The organism is Pelagimonas sp. (genome assembly GCF_058892305.1).
In genome coordinates, this window is the sequence record NZ_JBZXVN010000006.1 from 94,661 (window position 1) to 113,856 (window position 19,196).

Genomic DNA, 19,196 nt, shown 5'->3' on the forward strand with positions numbered 1-19,196 from the left:
TTGGCGCAAAGGGAACAGAAAGAGGTACACTCGTCCAAGACGCTTACCACGGGCATCCATAAGGAATGCTTATAGGCCTTTCATTCCGGCCGAACCACAAACCGCACGCAGCTCTTCTGACATTATTTGATCTGCTTGTGACAACTGTCGATCCTTTAATGTCAAAAGAGATAAGGGTAATTTCGGGCTTTTTGCCAATGGCCGCACCTCCACACCCTGAAATTGTCGCCAAGGCAGCAAGGCATCCACCAGCGCAATTCCCAATCCGGCCTGAACAAATCCAACCGCTGAAATTGATGAATCAATTTCCAAATCAGGTTCAAATTGTAGGCCCTGTGTCTGGGCCGCCTGTTGTAATTCATCTCTGGGGCGGGTCTGGGTCCGATATGAAATTACCGTACGCTCCGTCAACATGTCAAAGGTCACTTCGGGGACTTTCACAAGGTCCGAACCTTTGGACATAAGACAGCAAAATGTTGTTGTATCAATGACCTCTGCGCCAATATCTGACGGCATCTGATCATCCAAAGCCAGGGCCAATGTCGCGTCCCCACTCCGTAACATTGCCACCAAAGTACTGATGGGGGCCACATGAGCGCGCAACTGAATGTTGGGGTGTTTTTGCCGTAACGCTTTTAATGCATTCGGTAAAACCGACATGGATGGCGGAGCCGAGGCCGCGATCCGCACCAGACCGGATCGCCCCTTGCGCAAGTCAGTCGACTTTCGGCGCAACCCTTCCAAACCCGCAAACAAGCGTTCAGCATCAGGATAAAGTTCCACGGCCTCAGGCGTTGGGTATAGCCGTCCTTTTTCCCGATTGAACAGCAAGAAACCCAGTTCATCCTCGGTGTGACGTAACACCTGACTTAGCGCCGGCTGCGAAATATTGAGCATACGTGCCGCACCAGTGACGGTGCCGATCCGCATGACTGCGGTAAAAACTTCCAACTGACGGGCGCGCATCGTGACTCCATAGGTTATCCTTATGGGTATCACAGAAAGCCGTCTTTGACGCAAGCTGCGGCGCGCTCTTTGATAGGGACAGGGGGAACAAGTCCGTGCATGTGATCATCTTAGGTGGCGGCCTAATGGGAACCGCCTCAGCATATTTTCTGACCCAAAGAGGGGTCCGCGTCACTTTGATTGACCGCGGCCGTGTTGGCGCGGGCGCCACCGTCGCCTCCTTTGGAAATATTCGACGATCCGGACGGTATCTGCCGCAAATGCCCCTCGCCAATCGTTCGCTGGCGCTTTGGTCAAAACTAGAAACCTGGCTGGGTCTCGACGTCGAATTTCGCCCAACGGGACACTTGCGGCTGATCTTTGAACAAGATGGCATTGAAATGATGCAGCAGTTTCGCACAAGCGCCGTCGACTGGGGCCTGTCGTTGGAGGTACTTGAGCCAAAAGACATTCGGCGACGGTTTCCGGGATTGGGGCCAGATGCGATCGCGGCCTCCTTCTCCCCGGAGGATGGCTCTGCCAATCCGCGCCTTGTCGCGCCTGCGTTTGCCGCCGCTGCCGCGCGCGCGGGGGCGCAGGTTCTTGAACAGACACTTGTTTCTGACATTCGCCACACAGCCAACGGTTTCAAAGTGGTGACCACATCCGGTACATTTTACGCCGATACGCTTTTGAATTGTGCAGGAGCATGGGGGCCTGACATTGCCCGTCACTTTGGCGAAGAGGTGCCAATCACTTTGGCCGGGCCGCAGATGGGCGTCACCGAGCCCCTGCCCCATCGGATAGGTCCTGTGGTGGGGGTCTGGTCGACACAGCACGGTGCGTATCTGCGCCAAGTCGAACGTGGAAATGTCGTTTTTGGCGGGGCCGTTGCCCGAACGGGTGTAGGGGAAGATGGGTTTGCCAAGGTCGCCCCCCACAGCTTGCCCACCCAATTGAAAGACCTGGTCAAGCTGGTGCCTGCGCTCCGGGATGCCACGGTCATTCGGCAATGGTCTGGGGTCGAAGGCTATGTCGACGACATGTTGCCGGTGATGGGCCCGTCACATACGACAGACCGGCTATTTCACGCCTTTGGGTTTTGCGGACACGGATTTCAGCTTGGGCCTGCTGTCGGAGACGCGATGGCCGAATTGATCACAGTCGGAAGCTGTAGCACCCCCCTTGCGCCCTTTGATATCGCAAGGTTCGGCGCATGACGTCAGAAATCGGAAACCTTGCCCCATTGGCGGCCCGAGAAACGAGACAGTTTATATTGCGAAGTCTCAGTGATCGGCGCGCGCCCCAACACCATATCCGCCATCAGGTGGCCAACACCGGGGCCAATTCCAAATCCGTGCCCGGACAATCCAGCGGCCAAGGCCAGGCCTGGAACACCAATGTCGCTGTCAATGACCGGAACCCCATCTGGGGTGCTGTCGATAAAACCGCCCCAGGACGCCTGCATGGGCACCTGCCGCAATGCCGGAAAAAGCTGACGCCCGCGTTCGAGAGTTTTGGCAATCGTGCGCGCATCCGGCTGCGGATCCAAAATGCGCATGTGTTCCATCGGTGTTGGTTGGTCCAGTTGCCATTTTCGCATCCTGTCAAAACCTGCGCGCCATGCCTGCGCCCCACCGGGGGCCAGCGATCTCCAGCGCCGCAGAAACATCGGCAGAAAATGCTGAGCACCACGCAGCATGCGCGGCGTTGGGTCAACCTTTGCCAACCCAGAAATGGCCAAAGTATATCCGCCATCACCGCGTCTGGTGATCGAAACGTCTTTGGTATGCACGGCGTCCGGCAGGCCAAGCGCACCGGGCGCCACCGACAATATAGAACTGCGTACCGAAGATTGCGGAAAGAACACCCCAATCTGATGCAAAAAGCTCCCCGCCCATGCCCCACCGGCAAGGATCACCTGTGGGGTTTTTATCAGGCCTTTTTCAGTTACAACCCCAGAGACCGCGCCAGCGCTTGTTTCCAATCCACGCGCCGCGCACATTTGCAAAACAACACCACCGTGCTTTTCGATGCCCTGCGCAACCTTTGGCGCAGCCGCCGACGGATCGGCTATCCCATCTGTCGGCGACCAAACACCGCCTTTCCAGGCCTGCCCGGTTGCCGCGCCGCGACCCGCCGCGTCTTTTGCGGTCAGCATGCGGGTATCAACACCTTCTCCTCGGGCAAACCGGCCCCAATTGGCCCAGCCTTCGATTTCGACCTCATCCTTGGAGAGGTAGAGCAGACCACAGCGACGAAACCCAATTTCATCGCCACAGTCCTGCATCATTTGCTCCCACAAAGACAGGCTGATACGCGACAAAGGCAATTCGCGGGCATCGCGGTTCTGTTGACGGCACCAGCCCCAGTTGCGGCTGGATTGCTCGGCCCCGATACGCCCTTTCTCCAACACCACCACCTTTTGCCCAGCCCGCGCCAGCCAGTACCCCGTACAGACCCCGACGATCCCACCGCCAATGACAACGGTATCCGCTTGTTGGGGACATTCGGATGCGTAATTGATATGCAAGAGCGGGGCAGTCATCGGATATTCCTAGATCTTTTCTTAGGACGTACATTGAAACAAACACTGCGAACTACTGGATTGTGGGAAAATTCAGCAGATTCTGTTAAAGAGCAACCGGGCGAATGGCTACTTTGCCAGTGGAGAATATGATCTTATGAAGAACGCACAGCCATTGCCGCGGAATTTTGCATGACCAATACCTACAAACTCGACCGTATTGATGTGAACATCTTGGCGGCCTTGCAACAAAATGGCCGCATCACCAATGTTGAGCTTTCTGAAATCGTGAATCTATCGCCATCACCCTGCCTGATGCGCGTCAAAAAGCTACAGAAAGCGGGGTATATTTCAGGTTACACCGCGCTTATTGATGTATCCAAACTCGGCGAGACGCTCACGGTTTTCACGGAATTCACCCTAAAAAACCATCGCCAAATCGACTTTTCCCGCTTTCAAGAAACCCTGGAAAAAATAGATAGCTGCGTTGAATGCCACTTGGTTTCAGGCGGCTACGACTATCTGGCCAAATTTGTGACGGCCGGTATTTCAGACTACCAAAACATTGTCGAAGCCCTCATCGACAAGGATATTGGCATTGATAAATACTTTAGCTTTGTTGTGATGAAGACGCCCTTTGTGAAAACCCATCTTCCACTTGGGCGCCTTTTTGGGGATCGGTTACGCGAACAAGGTTAACGGCCCAGCATTGCTTTGGCGAGTTCAGGATCATGTTCGAGGGTCGCCAGCCAATCCGGATCAAGCTTGGGCACTGATGAAATCAACAGACGCGAATAGGGGTGTTCGGCGCATTCGCTCATCCGAGCAGCTGGCAGAGCCTCGACAAGGTTTCCCTTCAGCATAACAAGAACATCGTCACAAATCGCTTCGACCGTCGACAAATCATGGCTAATAAACATGTAGCTCAACCCCAGATCTTTTTGCAGATCCTTCAACAAATCGAGCATCGCGGCCGCTACAACCGTGTCTAGCGCAGATGTGATTTCGTCGCATAGGATCAAATCCGGTTCCGCCGCCAACGCCCGCGCGAAATTAACACGCTGTTTTTGCCCTCCAGAAAGCTCTCCCGGAAGCCGGTGCCGCATGGCCGCCGGCAATTGCACCATATCCAACAGCTCAATCACACGTTTCTCACGCGCCGCCCCCGTCATCCCGTGATAAAATTTCAACGGTCGTGACAGGATCGAGTCAATCGGCTGCGAGGGGTTCAAGGCCGTGTCCGCCAATTGAAAGACAATCTGAAGCCGCCGCAATTGATCTTTGGACCGGGCGTTCAAATCGGGTGCAAGCGTCTCTCCTTGCGAAAACACATCGCCCCTGTAGCGCGGCAAAATGCCTGCAACAGCACGGGCCAGCGTGGATTTCCCTGATCCACTTTCGCCGATGACCCCAAGATTGGTGCCCTTTTCCATTTTAAAAGTGATGTTGTCGAGAACCTTAAACTCTGCTTCTCCTGATCGGATCGGCCCATAACCCGCCGAAAGATTTGTGACTTCAAGAATGGGGGCAACGGCCTTGGCCTCGGCAGATTTGACCGAGGCAAACGGCACGGGATCAAAAGCAGAAAGCAACTCTTTGGTATAGGCGTGTTGCGGATTTTCAAGAATATCCCGCGTCTGACCGATCTCTTGGACCTGACCGGCCTTCAACACGATAATGCGATCGGCAATTTGCGCGACTACGGCAAGGTCATGACTAACGTAAACCCCCGCCATGCCGCTTGCTTTCATAACGGACCGGAAGGCGCGTAGCACTTCAATCTGAGTTGTCACATCAAGTGCGGTGGTTGGCTCATCAAAGATCACCAATTGCGGATCACCAATCAAGGCCATGGCTGCCGACAGCCGTTGCAATTGCCCGCCAGAGACTTGGTGCGGATAGCGGTGCCCAATTGTGTCAGGGTCCGGTAACGCAAGCGCCCGGAATAGGTCCACCGCTTTCACTTCAGCCTCAGCGCGCGGCATCAGGTTATGAATATCTGTGATTTCGATCACCTGATCCATGATCCGTTGCGACGGATTGAAGGCCGCAGCCGCGGATTGCGGGATGTAGGAAACCTCGGTGCCGCGCAGCGTTGCCCGCTTCGGCTCGCTCATCTGAGTGACATCTTGGTCCCCCAAGCGAATGGTGCCACCGTTGATCGAACAGCCCGGTCGACAATGACCCATCAGCGACAGCGCAATGGTGGTTTTCCCGGACCCGCTTTCGCCAATGAGTGCAACGATCTCGCCCGGCTGAATGTCGAAATCAACCTTGCGAATAATATCGACCTTGCGACCGGAATCCGTCACCGCTCCGATCACGAGGTCCCGTACAGACACGAGGGGCTTGGTCATCAGTTGCTCCTGTCGCGGATTTTTTGAGGAAGGTTGTCGATGAACATATTCACCGAAATTGTCAGAGAGGCGATGGCGATGCAGGGAAAGATCACTGCAGGCGCGCCAAGGCTAAGGCCTTCGATGTTTTCGCGCACCAATCCGCCCCAATCTGCGTTCGGTGGCTGAACCCCGATGCCAAGGAAGGACAGACCGGACAACACCAAAACAATAAAAACAAAGCGCAGGCCTAGATCAGCCAGAACCGGCCCTAGAATATTCGGCAGGATTTCTGTGCGAATGAGATAGCCGGTCTTTTCCCCACGCGCCCGCGCCACGGTAACAAAGTCCATGGTGTTCACATTCACCGCCAGCGCCCGCGCGAAACGATAGCTTCCAGGCAGGTAAATCGCGGCCAGCGTCAAGATCAAAACCGGGATCGAGGAGCCGACGGCAGCAACGACAACCAGCCCAAACAATAGCGACGGAATGCCGTTAAACGCATCCAAAAGGCGTGAAAGGATCGTATCAAACCATCCGCCGATCACCGCAGCGACCATTCCAAAAACAATACCGCCCGTGCAGGCCAAGGTGACGCCTGCCAGCGATATGCCGACTGTATATCTAGCCCCCATCAAAACACGGCTAAAAATATCCCGACCAAGGTAATCCGTGCCCATCCAGTAGCTTTCGCTCATGGGGCCGAAATAATCCCAATCTACGATTTTCCCCGGAGGATAAGGGGTGATCAGAGGTGCAATCACGGCAATGACTGCCCAAAACAGGATCACGGTCAGGCCAATTTTCCCAGTCGTATTGAACGTATATCCGAGATTTACGACCGAGAACCTGCGCGGTGATCTATCAGTATCTTGTATCATTTGCGCAACCTCGGATTGGATATGGTGGCGATCACATCCGCCAAGGTGATCAAGGACAGATAGCTCACACAAAACACCATCGCACAGGATTGAATAAGCGGGAGGTCACGGGTTGCAACTGCATCCACCATCAGCTTGGCCACACCGGGGTAATTGAAAACCGTTTCGACGATGATCACACCTCCAACAAGGTAAGACAGCGATAGCGCGACCGCATTGGCGATAGGACCAAGCGCGTTTGGCAAGGCGTGGTGCAACACCATTCGTCGCCGGCTGGCACCTTTCAAAAGCGCCATTTCGACATAGGGGGTGTTGATCGTTTCAATCACCGCAGCGCGTGTCATGCGGATCATTTGCGCCGACACAACACAGGTCAAAGTGATGACTGGCATCGCATAGGCTTTCAACAATGCACCAAGGTCACTGGCATCCGCGCCATAACTCAGGGCTGGCAACCAATCGAGCCAAACCGCAAATATCAAAACCGCCAAGGTGGCGACCATGAACTCGGGAATGGAAATCACGGAAATCGTCAGGATTGACACCAGCCGGTCCAACACTGAGCCCTGCCACATGGCGGCGGCGATCCCACAGGTCAGAGCAAACGGAACACAAATCACGGTCACAACCGCAGCAAGGCGCAGCGAATTGGACAACCGGCGCCCCAGCAAATCCGCGACGTCGATGTCGTTCACATAAGACCGGCCCATATCCCCGGTCGCCAGTCCACCAAGCCAGGACATGAACCGTGATATTGCCGGTTCGTTCAGACCCATGGCCTCACGCAGTCCGGCCACAGCTTCGGGTGTAGCGGCTTGGCCCAACAAAATCTCGGCAACATCCCCTGGCAAAAGCTCGGTCGCGAAAAAGACCGCGAAAGACACAATAACCAATGTGATCAAGGCGATACCAAGTCGCTGGGCGACAAGAAACCAGGTTTGTAACGATCTATGCAACGCGGGGGGTCTCCGAGTATGGCTCTTGGAAGTGCGAACACCCTGCGCAGGCAAAACCCGCGCAGGGAGATGTCAGGCAAGGAAATTTAGGCGTCCAACCAAACGTATTCGGCAAAGGCATAGCCCATCTGACCGCCCAATGGGTTTGACCGCAAGCCTTTCACAGACTTAGACAGGGCATCCACATTCGCCAAATAGGCCGGAATGACGGTCCCCGCCTCATTTGCGATCATTTCCTGCATGTCCCAATAGATTTCTTTGCGGAGATCTTCGTTCAGGGCCCCACGCGCCTCGACCAGCATCTTATCAAACTTTTCAGATTTGAATTGGCTTTCATTCCACTTCGCATCAGACGTGTAAAGCAGCGAGAAAAGGATATCAGGCGTCGGGCGTGGGTTGATATTGCCAAAGTGGATTGGGGCCTTGAGCCAATATTTGGACCAATACCCATCAGATGGCACACGTTGCACGTCAAAATTCATCCCGATTTCAGAGCCAGCCTGCTGGACAACAGTTGCCATATCAACAGACGCCGTTGCTGCATCCGAGGCTACAATTGGAACGGTTTCGCCCAACAATCCCGATTTGGCGAACATCGCCTTTGCCATCTCTGGATCATAGGCTTTGGGGGCCAACTCAGAGTTGTGATAGCGGTTGGCCGCTGACACCGGTTGGTCGTTACCTATGGTCGCCATACCGCGCAACACCGACTTTTCAATCACCTCACGATTGATCAGATGCTTCAGACCCTCAATAAAGCCAGCTTTGGCACCAGGCTCCATGTCTAGGCGGATATTCAGGTTGGTATAGTTGCCAGAGCTGGTGACAGACGACCAAACATGGTCCTGACCTTCCAACATTCGACGCGAACGGCCTTTGATCGACGCCCCCATGTGAATATCACCCGACAGAACCGCGTTTACGCGGGCGTTATTGTCGGTGATGGCGAAATATTCAAAGCTGTCCAGATAGGGACCATCCTTGAAATAGTTCGGATTCTTAACCGCGATGGATTTCACGCCCGGCTCAAAGGTCTCCATCATAAAGGCCCCGGTGCCGTTGCCTTTTGCAAAGTCGGTTGTGCCGTCCGCGACAATCATAAAGTGGTGAAGCGACAGGATCGTTGGCAGATCGGCATTGGATTCTTCCAACACGATTTCAACTGTCAAATCATCAACCGCTTTGATCTCAGACATCTGCTTCGCAATGGAATTGACCTTGGAGCCAACTGCGGGATCAAGGTGACGGTTCATCGAGAACACAACATCCGCCGAAGTAAACGGTTTGCCATCGTGGAACGTCACGCCGGCCTTCAGCTTAATAGTCCAAGTTTTGGCATCTGCGGAGTCAATGCTATCAGCCAGCTCCATTTGCACTTGACCAAATTCATCCAAGAACGTCAGGCGGTTGTAGATGGCACAGCAGCGGACATAATCGGTGGACAAAGACGCCTTGGCCGGATCAAGCGTATCAGCAGTGGATGACGACCAGCCCGCCGCCTTCAGATGGCCACCAAAGACCGGTGTTTCTGCCACAGCCCGTGTTGCACTCATCAGAAGGGACGAGCCGGCACCGACGGCAACACCCGATGCCGCAAGCATTTTTAGTAAATCGCGCCGCGATGCACCGCGTCGAATTGCATTTTCGACCTTCGCATCGTCACGACCTGTCCAATTTGTTGGTTTTTTATTGGTCATCTTCAATCCCTGTTGGTTGTTGGGCCCGCGCAATTGCGCAGGCAAGAAGCTATTTTGGGCTGCTGTCCCTTGATCCGCTCAGCGGCGCGGCACGTTGCGATATGCTTAGCGCTTTGCCCCTACTTTCACCGGGCGCATGTCAAAGCCCGATGTCAAAGCCCGATGTCAAAGCCCTTCCTGCTTTCATCATCCGCCAGAAAACTGACGCATATTGTTTGATATCCGGGCCTCCTGCGGCAGAATCTTTCAAGTTGCCAAGATGCGCAGAACATCTGATTGCGCATGTTCCTTAGCCGCGTCATTCAGTATCCGCTGGATGGGTTCACCAAACCCGGCGGAACGTCGCCCCGCTGCAATGCGTGGACGATGCTCAAGGCATGGCGCGCGCCTTCATACGCATCGGTTTTCGCCGCAATATGGGGGGTTACGATTAGGTTCGGATGCGACCATGCCCAATGGCCTTTCGGAAGTGGCTCTGGATTGGTGACATCCAGCATGGCCGACCGCAGGTGTCCCAAATCCAAGGTTGCCTTTAGATCATCCATGTTCAGATGGGCACCACGCCCGGCGTGAACCAAATGCGCGCCTTTGGGCAGCGCGGCAAAGGTGTCGGCGTTCAAAATCCCCTTTGTTTCTTGGGTCAAGGGCAGAAGGCAAACCAAGATGTCTGACTTGGCCAATACGGTTGTCAGCCCTTGAGAACCGTGTACTTCGATCCCATCAACCGGGTCGCCAGACCGCGACCACCCAACAACTGGAAAGCCCAAACTGGTCAAGCTCTGTGCCGCAAGCCGACCAATCCGCCCCATCCCAAGGATACCAATCCGCCTCGAGGCATTGGTCGTGATGTTGAGGCTGTTCCAAGTGCCCGCTTCGGCCTGGTCCAAATAGGCAGGCATATCGCGGTGCACCATCAAACAGGCCATGGTCACCCAATCCCGCACCTGCCTTTCGATCCCCGGTGCCAAAGATCGACACAGCATAAGATGCTGAGACAGATCCGGCATGTGGTCGACCCCTGCCCCAACCGATAAAACCAGTTTCAGGTTTGGATAAACCGTCAAATCCTCGGGTGGCTGCCAACTGGCCAGAACTGTCACCTCTTTGGCATCGGTCACCAAAGATGGGTCTGTAAAAATTGGTTCGCCCGCTTGGGCGAAAACCTCGGACCAGATTTTTGCACGGGCAGGAAAGCTATTCAAAAGCAGTGTCATCCGCGTAACGCCGCTCTGATTTCTGGGTCGTCGAGTGTCAGGTCCAAAACCTTTTGGGTTCGTTCAACAATGGCATCGATTTCATCCGCTGTACAACATAGTGGTGGCGCAAAAGCAAAAATACCCTGCGGAAAAGATCGCATGATCAGCCCCTGGTCCCAGGCGCGATCAAACAGGCGGGTTGCTGCTTGGATCTCTGCTGGAACAGGCGTTTTCTTGTCTTTGTCCGTCACCAATTCAATCGCAGCTAACATGCCCCGCCCCCGCACATCCCCCACCAAGGGATGATCAGACAGGCCAGCCAGACCGGCTTGCAAACGGTCGCCCATCTTGCGCCCGTTTTCAAACAATCCGCCTTCGTAAAGCTTCAATACTTCTAGCGCGACGGCCGCGCTAACGGGGTGCGCGGAATAGGTAAATCCATGCCCGACCACCTTGGGGCCAGCCCCCTCGGCAATCGTTTGATAAACATGATCAGACAGGAAAACGGCCCCCATTGGCGCGTAGCCTGATGTCAGCCCCTTTGCAGAAGTCATCATGTCCGGAACGATGCCTTCGTCTTCGCAGGCAAACATCGGGCCCGTGCGGCCGAAACCCGTTATGACCTCATCTGCGATAAAGAGAACATCCAGCTCGGCGCAGGTCTCACGCATGGCTTTGATCCACCCTTTGGGTGGCACCAAAACACCGGATGAGCCTTGAATGGGTTCAACATAAAACGCAGCCACACGATCCGGGCCAATCGCCTCGACCTTGGCCTTTAGCGCCGCAACCGATGCGGCAATCACAGTCTCCGGATCCTGCCCCACTGGATTACGATATAGGTTATGCGAAGGGATCTTGTGCTGCCAGTTGAACGGGACGCCAAATCCTTCGTGAAACGCCGGCAAGGCCGTCAGACCGGCCCCCGCAGAGGTGGACCCATGATAGCCCAGCTCAACCGAGATAAACTGATCCTTATTGGGCTGCCCTTTGGAATGCCAATAGTACCGCACAAACCGAATGGTGCTGTCGACCGCATCCGAACCACCCAGAGTAAAGAACACATGGTCCAAATCCCCAGGTGCGCGGTCCGCCAATTCTGCTGCCAGCCTGATAGCGGCTTCTGATCCAAGGTCAAAGTACCCCGTTGCATAAGGCAACCGGCGCATTTGCTCCGCGGCGGCTTCGACAATACTCTCATGTCCGTAGCCTGCATTGACACACCAAAGCCCCGCGAAACCGTCCAAGAGCTCACGCCCTTCGGAGTCGGTGACCGTCGCCCCTTTTGCGCTTTTCAGGATACGCACACCTCGCGCCTCGTGCCCTTGCCAGGACGAGACCGGGTGGACGAAATGTTGGCGATCCAATTCATGAAGGGCGTTTGATTGCATGTGAGTGTTCATTGGTTACCCCAAAGCCTGAGAAACCAGACCGAAGGTCTGATAAGATGTTCCATACGTCGCATCACGCGGATCACGCACCATGCAGGTGCCGCCGCCGACGGGGTTCAACCCAAGCCCCTTTGCAAAGGTGCCCAGGTCTGGGATCGGCGTGTCAATCCGCAGGAACGATCCTGTCTGAGATTGCGCCGCTGCTGCTAGCAAGGCACAGGCCGTGTCCAGACTATCCGCGACAATCGGACCCAAAACTTTGCCGCGGCCAAATTCGCGCAGGACAGCAAAGCCGCACTCCGTGCTCAGAACCTGTCCCTGCTCTGCGATCCGCGACAACAGATCGCCGCGTTCCAGCCCCGAGGCCGCCCTATCCATTGCAACCATCCGATCCAGATCGTAGCCGTCTGTTTTCACGTCACCATCCGCCCCGATACCTTGCACAACGCCCTGAAATTGTTCGATGACACCGGTCGAAACAAACCCCAGTTTTTTGTACAAGGGCAGCCCGTCTTGCGTCGCGATCAACCGCTTCTCACGCGCACCTGCGCGCTCGATCACTGCATCCATCAAACGACGCCCAAGCCTGCGACCGCGCAGGCGCTCATCCACGATGATCATATTCAACGCGGCCACCTCGCCAAAGGTCGACGCGAGTGCAGTTCCGACGACCTCACCCTTGTGGATCGCCGCAACCCCAGTTGATTGAGTGAGCGTCAGCGCCCAGTCTTCTTTGCGATGCGGCCAAACAGATTGTTGGCTAAGGCGCACAGCACCAGGCAGATGATCGGCGGTGAAATCCACCAATTGGATCGTGTCCAAAGTTGTCGTCATAAATTCAGGTCCATGATTGCTTAAGCCAAGCCTAACGGCTTTGACCCAAGCGTTTCGCTGCGTTCCGGCTGGGTGAAACATCAATGAAACTGCAAACGGTTTGTTTACAGCAGAATATGCTACGGACTCAATTTGCGAGACTTTGACCCAAGGTCAGAATCATATTCCGTGCCGCGTCGAGTTCTGAGCGTGTCAGATATTCCTCGGGCTTGTGGGCGCGCGAAATGTCACCGGGGCCACAGATGATTGACGCAATGCCGGCTTGCTGAAACAACCCCGCTTCGGTGCCAAAGCTCACTGCGCCGATGGCATCAACCCCCGTGAGTCTTGTCATCAACTGTGCCAGATCGGAATGCGCGGGTAGCGCAAGCGCCGGATAAGTGGACATCAGCTCAGCCGCCACTGACGGACCCGCACTGGCCACAACCGGCTCCAGCAAGCTCTGGGGATCGACACCTGCAATGGCGCGCACTTCTATGAGGGCTTCTGCGTGGTCCGGGATAATGTTCACCGCCTGCCCGCCCTGCACAACGCCAATTTGCAAGGTTGAATAAGGCGGCGCAAACCGCTCATCCCGCGCTTGGGCTATGAGGGCCTCGGCCTGATGCGCGGCCCCATTCAACACGGGAAGCAGGGCGTGAATGGCATTGTCCCCCTTGTCCGGCCGCGAGCTATGGCCAGAGACACCTTGCGCCTGAAGTTTGAGCGCCGCTTTGCCCTTGTGCGCCAAAACCGGTTGCAACCCTGTTGGTTCCCCAACAATGCAGCCCAATGGGGGAGCGCACAGTTCGGGCAGTTCGGCGATCATATGCGGCACACCTTTGCACCCGATCTCTTCATCGTAGGACAATGCGATGTGTATCGGTGCCGAAAGAGCCATCGCCGCAAGGTCCGGAACCGCAGACAACATGGCCGCATCAAAACCTTTCATGTCACAGGTGCCACGCCCGATCAGACGGTCGCCATCACAGCGCATTTTGAATGGATCGTCTTGCCAGTCTGGCTCCCCCGCTGGCACCACATCCACATGCCCAGACAGAATGTACCCCGGCACCGCAGGATCACCAAGGGTGGCAAACAGGTTTGCCCGATCTCCCTCTGGCCCGATCATGACATGCACCTGCGCCCCATACCCCTCCAGATAATCCGCGATAAACTGCATCAATTCGAGGTTAGATGTGCCCACCACAGTTGGGTAACCTACCAACCTGTCTAACAATTCTTCGGCATTCAATCGTTGCATTTTCTGCGCCATCCTCTGGTGGTTCCCGGTCCCTCAACAGTCTGCACCGGTTTAACAAGGCACATCGTTCATGGCCGGAGGTCATGTGGCAGGCTCTGCTGTTGTTCAATTGCATTTCAGAATTTCCTGCCTTGGTTTTGGAAAACCCGGCACGCAACGATCAAGGGAAAGGGACAAACTGGTCTTAACAACGAACTGGAGACCCCGGATGACCTTCTGCCCCAAATACATCACCTTTGACTGCCACGGCACCATGATAAATTTTGACATGGCTGGTGCCGCAACTGACCATTTCAGCCACATCCTATCGCCCGACGCCATGAAGACTTTCATCCAAGATTTCTCGGCGTTTCGCGTGGATGAAGTTCTTTGGGATTGGAAACCCTATGCTGAGGTTGTTCACAACGCCCTGGAACGCACATGTAAACGCAACGGCTTGGCCTTTGATCCCGCCATCGCGGACGAGATTTACAATCGTGTTCCAACTTGGGGGCCGCACGCGGATGTCCCGGCTGGGCTTGCCAAAGTCGCCTCAGACATCCCATTGGTTGCGCTGACAAACTCGATGAACGCCCAAATTCCGCACAATATCGAAAAACTGGGGGCCCCAATCGCTCACGTATTTACCGCCGAAGACGCACAGGCCTATAAACCCAAGATGCGGGCATTCGAATACATGTTCGATCAACTCGGCTGCGGACCCGAGGATGTGCTGCATGTGTCCTCCTCTTTCCGCTACGATCTCATGACCGCGCATGACATGCGGATCACCAATAAGGTCTGGGTCAACCGCGGCCACGAACCGGCGAACCCATTCTATGGTTACACAGAAATTCCTGATATCTCAGGCTTGGCGAAAGTGGTTGGTTTGTGATGCAATTCGCCTCCTACTGGCACAAAACAGCAGCCCCGTTCGCGGGGGGCTGTCCTTCCCCGGTCAACGGGCATTTTGACGTCGCCATCATTGGAGCAGGTTTCACGGGTCTCAGCGCGGCGCGCAGCCTTGCAAAGGTCGGTGTTTCCGTCGCGGTGTTAGAGGCAGAGCAAGTTGGCGCTGGGGCCTCCGGCCGCAATGGTGGGCATCTAAACAACGGCTTGGCCCATGATTACGCCTTGGCCAAAACCCAGCTGGGTGAGACCCGCGCACAGGCCTTGTACAAAGCCTATGATCACTCGATCGACGTTATCGAAGATATTGTAAGAACAGAAGAAATTCAGTGTGACTTTCGACGTTCCGGGAAACTAAAGCTCGCCTCCAAGGCCTCTCATGTCGCTGGTATGCAGGCCCATTTTGAATTGCTAAACAAAGAGGTCGATCCCGAGACCCGCTGGCTTACTAAGTCTGACCTCGCCCACGACATCGGCAGCGACAGCTTTCACGGGGCTATCCTCTATGAAAAATCGGCCATGATGCATATGGGGCGCTATGTCTGTGGGTTGGCACAAGCCGCGCGGCGACATGGGGCGACGATTTGGGAAACTGCCCCGGTTACAGAGCGGAGCAAAAGCGCAAAAGGCTGGTGCCTGACAACTCCGCGCGGTGAACTGACCGCAGATCGTGTGATTGCCGCCACCGGGGCCTATTCCGGTCAGATTAAAACCGCCCCTTTGGGGTACTTCCGTAAACGGATCATTCCTGTCGGCTCCTTTATCATTGCCACGCGCCCCCTCTCTGATGCCGAAGCCGAGATGGTCATGCCAGGGAACCGCACCTGTGTAACATCGCTGAACATCGGCAATTATTTCCGACTATCCCCGGACAACCGGCTTATCTTTGGTGGGCGTGCACGGTTTTCTGCGGATAGCAATCAACAGTCTGACGCGAAATCGGGTGCTATTCTTCAGAAGTCTTTGGGGCAAATCTTTCCACTGCTCTGCGATATCGACATTGAATATTGCTGGGGGGGCCTTGTCGGCATGTCTCAAGATCGCTTTCCACGGGCTGGTACGGCGGATGGTATGATTTACGGCATGGGGTACTCAGGACATGGCGCGCAGTTTTCGACCTTGCTGGGACAAATGTTGGCCAACAAGGCCATGGGCGTTCAGGAAGAGACGCCGCTGGATGGCCTAAATTGGCCGATTATTCCAGCGCATACCGGGCGGCCATGGTTTCTGCCCCTTGTGGGGCTTTGGTTTGGCCTCAAGGATTGGCTTTCGTAACCGCAGCAGAGTTCATCCCAAAGAGTGCGCGGCCAAGCCGTATAACACGGCCCCCGAGGTCGCGCGCCTTTGTTCGCCCTTGTACATTTCCGTAACGGTATCGAACAAACCCAGACCGGCCGCCGACAAAAAGGCCGTGAGTTCGCCATCGACAACAGGCGTGTCCATGCGTAGGAACGCGCCCGTCCGCTTTTGAATAAGCGGAGCAATCAACTGCATCGCAAGGTCGTCGCAATCGGCCACCACGGGTCCGATCACCTGACCACGGCCAAAGTTGCGGATCATCGCGTAACCGACAATCCTCCCGTCTTTTTGCGCCACAACGCAGTCTGACTTGGCCCCAAGTGTCCTAATAACCGTTTGGCGGTCAACGCCATAGGCGGCTGAGTCCAGCTCAAGCAACTGCGGCCAATCAGCATCTTCGAAAGCCCGCACCTCCGTATCCGGATTGGCGGTCGGAAGATAGATTTCGCGCGCCATACCTTGATGTTGGCGGATCGTTGCAACGGGCCGAAAGCCTGCGGTTTCATAAAGCCGATAGCCCGCTCGGGTCGCACTCAGACGTAGATCGCGCGAGCCACACGCCTCCATGATTTGCTGCAAGAGCCAACGCCCGGTGCCCAGTGTTTGCAAACGGGGGGCCGTGATCATCATACCCAACATGGCAAAATCAGAGCCGCTTTCGAATTTCATGGCGGAACTCAAAGGGCGTCCAATTTCATCCAACGCCAGATAGCCCTGCCCCAATTGCACAAGCAGCTCAAGATCCCTGTCGCGGTGCGGCCAAAAGACACCAACCGTCAACTCTTGAAGCAAAGGCAAATCTTTGAGGGAAATGTCATGTGTCGCAGCTTCGAACACATCCACCTTTAGGTGATGCTCTGATCGTTTATGCTGTGGCATTGAAACTTCAATCGATTGAAGTTCCTCGCTTTTATCGCCAAGATCCTTTGACGTCATACTTACCTCTTTAAACTTCAGACCAAGAGCCATGCGCGTCGGTACAGTGAGCACCTTAACAGGATTTCAAAGCGGAATCTTTTGAAGTCACCAAGTTCACGACATTATATTCCATTGGCTAAGATATTTCGTTGTTAGGTATCTTGCAAATGGTGAGCCGGGCTTGTGTCTCAAAACACTGTGGCATGGCCCCAAGGGCCAATAGCGCAAAACTCTGCCTCAAACGGCCCGCTACCTTACGCCAACTGACAAACATTCCAAAAAGTGAGGACGCGATTGCCACAGATCGCAAACACCACGCAGTTTTCCAAACTTTGACGCCCAGCAGTGAACACAGCGTAGCGGGGGCGTTCACCGATGACATCAATGCGCTAGGAGCCCTCAGAGGCAGGCGCGCCAACTTTCGGCATAGCGTGCCAAAAGGGGGGCAAAATCTGGCATATCCTGCATGTGAACCCGAGGCATCTCGGACGGTGACACCAACATCGCGGCCCCAAGGCTGGTCCCGGTTTTTGAACTGGCGGCACCAACCCCATCGGGGCGCAACACCGCCAGCATATCAAGGAAATCTGCATTTCGGGCAAAGGGCCCTTCGACAAGGGTCGGCCCTCTGGCTCCGATCAGATCAAGGCATGTCTGCGTCATCAGAGCGAGATAGAGAGACAGCGCATAAATGCGTTGGCCGTCGGACTGCGGTGGGTTGTTCCAACTGAACACGCGACCAGAATACGGGCCGCTATTGGGCTCGACCGCGGGCAACAGCACAATTTCATTCTGCAAAACAGCCATTCGATCTTGGGCGGAAGGCTCGACCGATGAGGCGTCGCGGATAATTTCGTATTCGCGCCCCCCCATGAACCGCGCCGATGGGACGGGTGCCCCGACGGCGTTAACGTTCACCAAAGTGTCGCGCGCCGGGTCAAATTTCACATCCCCCCCGTTAAGCGCCATGGCAACCACCCAAGTCCCCGTTGAAACAACGGAAAACGTGTCCATGTCCCCCTGAAGGTAAGGAACCAAAGAGGCATTGCTATCATGGATGCCACAAACCACCGGTGTTGTGGCCCGCAAGCCAGTTTCAGCAGCGGTCTCGGCCGTGATAGCGCCCAAAACATGCGACGACGGGAGCGCCAGAGCGAGCTTGTCAGTCAGTCCCAATGCACCAACCAGCGTAGATGGCTGCCCAGACCAAGGGTTCCAAAGGTCAGTATGACAGCCCAACGAGGTCACATCACAGGCCCATTGCCCCGTAAGACGATAGGCCCAGTATTGCGGATAGGTGATGACATGCGCGGTGCGGTCCAAAAGGGTCGGATCACGCTCAAAAAGCCAATGTAATTGCGCCCCTACGTTCAATCCCCCCGGTAAACGGGGTGACCCGGTTTCCGCAAAATCCGGACGGATTTTGGTGTAGGCCTCCGCGCATTCGTCTGGCCCGTCATGCTCATAGTCAAGCATCGGGGTCGCCAAGTCCCCGGCCTTGTCCAGCAACACAACCGAGGCCCCGTGGGTTGTGATCGAAATCGCATCAACGCAATGGCTCTTGTGAAACGCGGCTAGGTTTTCAAGGAAGAACGCCCAATGCCCGTCTAAATCAAAATGCGGATAGGGAGCGGCATCAATAACCGTGTTCGGCCGGGTTACAACAGCAATCTCTGACAGGGTTTCACTGTCGACAAGCGCCAATTTGGCGTTGGTTTTGCCGACATCAATAACCGCAATGTGCTTGGGTGTTGATTCCGGCCCGATCATGGCAGGTAAAACGCGGTTTCAAGCGGCTCAACCACAGGTTCGTTGTTGGGGAGGGTTTCCATCAAATCGGCCATGTGTGCCCACCACCGTTGCATGACGGGATGGTTTGGCAACTCATCCATGGAATGACCGTCTTTGCGCCACAACACCGCAAATAAATCACATGTGTCTTTGGCATAGTGGATTGAATAATCAACGATCCCAGCCTCTTTGAGCAATGTCACAAGATCAGGCCAAATCTCATCATGGCGTCTGCGATATTCGTCGAGGTGTCCGGCCTTCAACCGCATCCGAAAGGCGATCTTTTCCATGACG

17 protein-coding genes are annotated in these 19,196 nt (G+C 55.2%); 4 read left to right on the top strand and 13 right to left on the bottom strand.

The window, feature by feature from the left end:
* Nucleotides 1–69: 69 nt before the first annotated feature.
* Nucleotides 70–966: a LysR family transcriptional regulator gene (locus AC5EFR_RS02965; protein WP_493574471.1), complete on the bottom strand. Its 897-nt coding sequence runs from the start codon at nt 964–966 to the stop codon at nt 70–72.
* A 101-nt stretch (nt 967–1,067) separates the two neighbouring features.
* Between AC5EFR_RS02965 and AC5EFR_RS02970 the strand changes: the two genes are divergently transcribed.
* Entirely contained in the window at nt 1,068–2,165 is a 1,098-nt protein-coding gene (locus AC5EFR_RS02970; protein WP_493574498.1) for an NAD(P)/FAD-dependent oxidoreductase, read from the top strand.
* Nucleotides 2,166–2,167: 2 nt separating this feature from the next.
* Here the strand turns inward: AC5EFR_RS02970 and AC5EFR_RS02975 are convergent, their stop codons facing one another.
* Entirely contained in the window at nt 2,168–3,493 is a 1,326-nt protein-coding gene (locus AC5EFR_RS02975; RefSeq protein WP_493574472.1) for an NAD(P)/FAD-dependent oxidoreductase, read from the bottom strand.
* A gap of 171 nt (nt 3,494–3,664) precedes the next feature.
* On the opposite strand from AC5EFR_RS02975, the gene AC5EFR_RS02980 reads away from it, so the two are divergent.
* On the top strand, nt 3,665–4,171 hold the full coding sequence (locus AC5EFR_RS02980; RefSeq protein WP_493574473.1) for an Lrp/AsnC family transcriptional regulator: 507 nt from the start codon (nt 3,665–3,667) through the stop codon (nt 4,169–4,171).
* Here the strand turns inward: AC5EFR_RS02980 and AC5EFR_RS02985 are convergent.
* The 8 genes from AC5EFR_RS02985 to argE all read right to left on the bottom strand — a co-directional run bounded on the left by AC5EFR_RS02985 (nt 4,168) and on the right by argE (nt 14,006).
* Nucleotides 4,168–5,829 carry an ABC transporter ATP-binding protein gene (locus AC5EFR_RS02985; protein WP_493574474.1) on the bottom strand — a complete coding sequence of 554 codons (1,662 nt, stop codon included), beginning with the start codon at nt 5,827–5,829 and terminating at the stop codon, nt 4,168–4,170. The genes AC5EFR_RS02980 and AC5EFR_RS02985 overlap by 4 nt on opposite strands.
* Nucleotides 5,829–6,689, bottom strand: a complete 861-nt coding sequence (locus AC5EFR_RS02990) for an ABC transporter permease (protein ID WP_493574475.1) — start codon at nt 6,687–6,689, stop codon at nt 5,829–5,831. The genes AC5EFR_RS02985 and AC5EFR_RS02990 overlap by 1 nt, the downstream gene beginning before the upstream one ends.
* Complete coding sequence (locus tag AC5EFR_RS02995) at nt 6,686–7,699, bottom strand: ABC transporter permease (RefSeq protein ID WP_493574476.1); 1,014 nt, start codon at nt 7,697–7,699, stop codon at nt 6,686–6,688. The genes AC5EFR_RS02990 and AC5EFR_RS02995 overlap by 4 nt, the downstream gene beginning before the upstream one ends.
* Before the next feature lie 32 nt (nt 7,700–7,731).
* On the bottom strand, nt 7,732–9,342 hold the full coding sequence (locus tag AC5EFR_RS03000) for an ABC transporter substrate-binding protein (RefSeq protein ID WP_493574477.1): 1,611 nt from the start codon (nt 9,340–9,342) through the stop codon (nt 7,732–7,734).
* 302 nt (nt 9,343–9,644) lie between these two features.
* Nucleotides 9,645–10,556, bottom strand: a complete 912-nt coding sequence (locus AC5EFR_RS03005; RefSeq protein WP_493574478.1) for a 2-hydroxyacid dehydrogenase — start codon at nt 10,554–10,556, stop codon at nt 9,645–9,647.
* Nucleotides 10,553–11,941 carry an aspartate aminotransferase family protein gene (locus tag AC5EFR_RS03010; protein ID WP_493574479.1) on the bottom strand — a complete coding sequence of 463 codons (1,389 nt, stop codon included), beginning with the start codon at nt 11,939–11,941 and terminating at the stop codon, nt 10,553–10,555. Before AC5EFR_RS03010 ends, AC5EFR_RS03005 begins: the two co-directional genes overlap by 4 nt.
* 3 nt (nt 11,942–11,944) lie before the next feature.
* Nucleotides 11,945–12,763, bottom strand: a complete 819-nt coding sequence (locus AC5EFR_RS03015) for a GNAT family N-acetyltransferase (protein ID WP_493574480.1) — start codon at nt 12,761–12,763, stop codon at nt 11,945–11,947.
* A gap of 127 nt (nt 12,764–12,890) precedes the next feature.
* Nucleotides 12,891–14,006 carry an acetylornithine deacetylase gene (argE, locus tag AC5EFR_RS03020; RefSeq protein WP_493574481.1) on the bottom strand — a complete coding sequence of 372 codons (1,116 nt, stop codon included), beginning with the start codon at nt 14,004–14,006 and terminating at the stop codon, nt 12,891–12,893.
* Nucleotides 14,007–14,214: 208 nt separating this feature from the next.
* Between argE and AC5EFR_RS03025 the strand changes: the two genes are divergently transcribed.
* Nucleotides 14,215–14,880, top strand: a complete 666-nt coding sequence (locus tag AC5EFR_RS03025; RefSeq protein ID WP_493574482.1) for a haloacid dehalogenase type II — start codon at nt 14,215–14,217, stop codon at nt 14,878–14,880.
* The gene (locus AC5EFR_RS03030; RefSeq protein WP_493574483.1) at nt 14,880–16,169 is read left to right on the top strand and encodes an NAD(P)/FAD-dependent oxidoreductase; all 1,290 of its coding nucleotides are present in this window, start codon (nt 14,880–14,882) and stop codon (nt 16,167–16,169) included. Before AC5EFR_RS03025 ends, AC5EFR_RS03030 begins: the two co-directional genes overlap by 1 nt.
* Before the next feature lie 12 nt (nt 16,170–16,181).
* On the opposite strand, the gene AC5EFR_RS03035 is transcribed toward AC5EFR_RS03030, so the two are convergent.
* The 3 genes from AC5EFR_RS03035 to AC5EFR_RS03045 all read right to left on the bottom strand — a co-directional run bounded on the left by AC5EFR_RS03035 (nt 16,182) and on the right by AC5EFR_RS03045 (nt 19,192).
* On the bottom strand, nt 16,182–17,129 hold the full coding sequence (locus AC5EFR_RS03035; RefSeq protein WP_493574484.1) for an N-acetyltransferase: 948 nt from the start codon (nt 17,127–17,129) through the stop codon (nt 16,182–16,184).
* Between the two features lie 381 nt (nt 17,130–17,510).
* The gene (locus AC5EFR_RS03040; protein WP_493574485.1) at nt 17,511–18,881 is read right to left on the bottom strand and encodes an FGGY-family carbohydrate kinase; all 1,371 of its coding nucleotides are present in this window, start codon (nt 18,879–18,881) and stop codon (nt 17,511–17,513) included.
* On the bottom strand, nt 18,878–19,192 hold the full coding sequence (locus tag AC5EFR_RS03045; protein WP_493574486.1) for an L-rhamnose mutarotase: 315 nt from the start codon (nt 19,190–19,192) through the stop codon (nt 18,878–18,880). Before AC5EFR_RS03045 ends, AC5EFR_RS03040 begins: the two co-directional genes overlap by 4 nt.
* Nucleotides 19,193–19,196: the final 4 nt, after the last annotated feature.

Bases quoted from the DNA above. Each gene is read 5' to 3' on its own strand.
- AC5EFR_RS02965 (WP_493574471.1), bottom strand. From the start codon at position 966: ATGCGCGCCCGTCAGTTGGAAGTTTTTACCGCAGTCATGCGGATCGGC.
- AC5EFR_RS02975 (WP_493574472.1), bottom strand. From the start codon at position 3,493: ATGACTGCCCCGCTCTTGCATATCAATTACGCATCCGAATGTCCCCAA.
- AC5EFR_RS02980 (WP_493574473.1), top strand. From the start codon at position 3,665: ATGACCAATACCTACAAACTCGACCGTATTGATGTGAACATCTTGGCG.
- AC5EFR_RS02985 (WP_493574474.1), bottom strand. From the start codon at position 5,829: ATGACCAAGCCCCTCGTGTCTGTACGGGACCTCGTGATCGGAGCGGTG.
- AC5EFR_RS02990 (WP_493574475.1), bottom strand. From the start codon at position 6,689: ATGATACAAGATACTGATAGATCACCGCGCAGGTTCTCGGTCGTAAAT.
- AC5EFR_RS03000 (WP_493574477.1), bottom strand. From the start codon at position 9,342: ATGACCAATAAAAAACCAACAAATTGGACAGGTCGTGACGATGCGAAG.
- AC5EFR_RS03005 (WP_493574478.1), bottom strand. From the start codon at position 10,556: ATGACACTGCTTTTGAATAGCTTTCCTGCCCGTGCAAAAATCTGGTCC.
- AC5EFR_RS03010 (WP_493574479.1), bottom strand. From the start codon at position 11,941: ATGAACACTCACATGCAATCAAACGCCCTTCATGAATTGGATCGCCAA.
- AC5EFR_RS03015 (WP_493574480.1), bottom strand. From the start codon at position 12,763: ATGACGACAACTTTGGACACGATCCAATTGGTGGATTTCACCGCCGAT.
- argE (WP_493574481.1), bottom strand. From the start codon at position 14,006: ATGCAACGATTGAATGCCGAAGAATTGTTAGACAGGTTGGTAGGTTAC.
- AC5EFR_RS03025 (WP_493574482.1), top strand. From the start codon at position 14,215: ATGACCTTCTGCCCCAAATACATCACCTTTGACTGCCACGGCACCATG.
- AC5EFR_RS03030 (WP_493574483.1), top strand. From the start codon at position 14,880: ATGCAATTCGCCTCCTACTGGCACAAAACAGCAGCCCCGTTCGCGGGG.
- AC5EFR_RS03035 (WP_493574484.1), bottom strand. From the start codon at position 17,129: ATGACGTCAAAGGATCTTGGCGATAAAAGCGAGGAACTTCAATCGATT.
- AC5EFR_RS03040 (WP_493574485.1), bottom strand. From the start codon at position 18,881: ATGATCGGGCCGGAATCAACACCCAAGCACATTGCGGTTATTGATGTC.
- AC5EFR_RS03045 (WP_493574486.1), bottom strand. From the start codon at position 19,192: ATGGAAAAGATCGCCTTTCGGATGCGGTTGAAGGCCGGACACCTCGAC.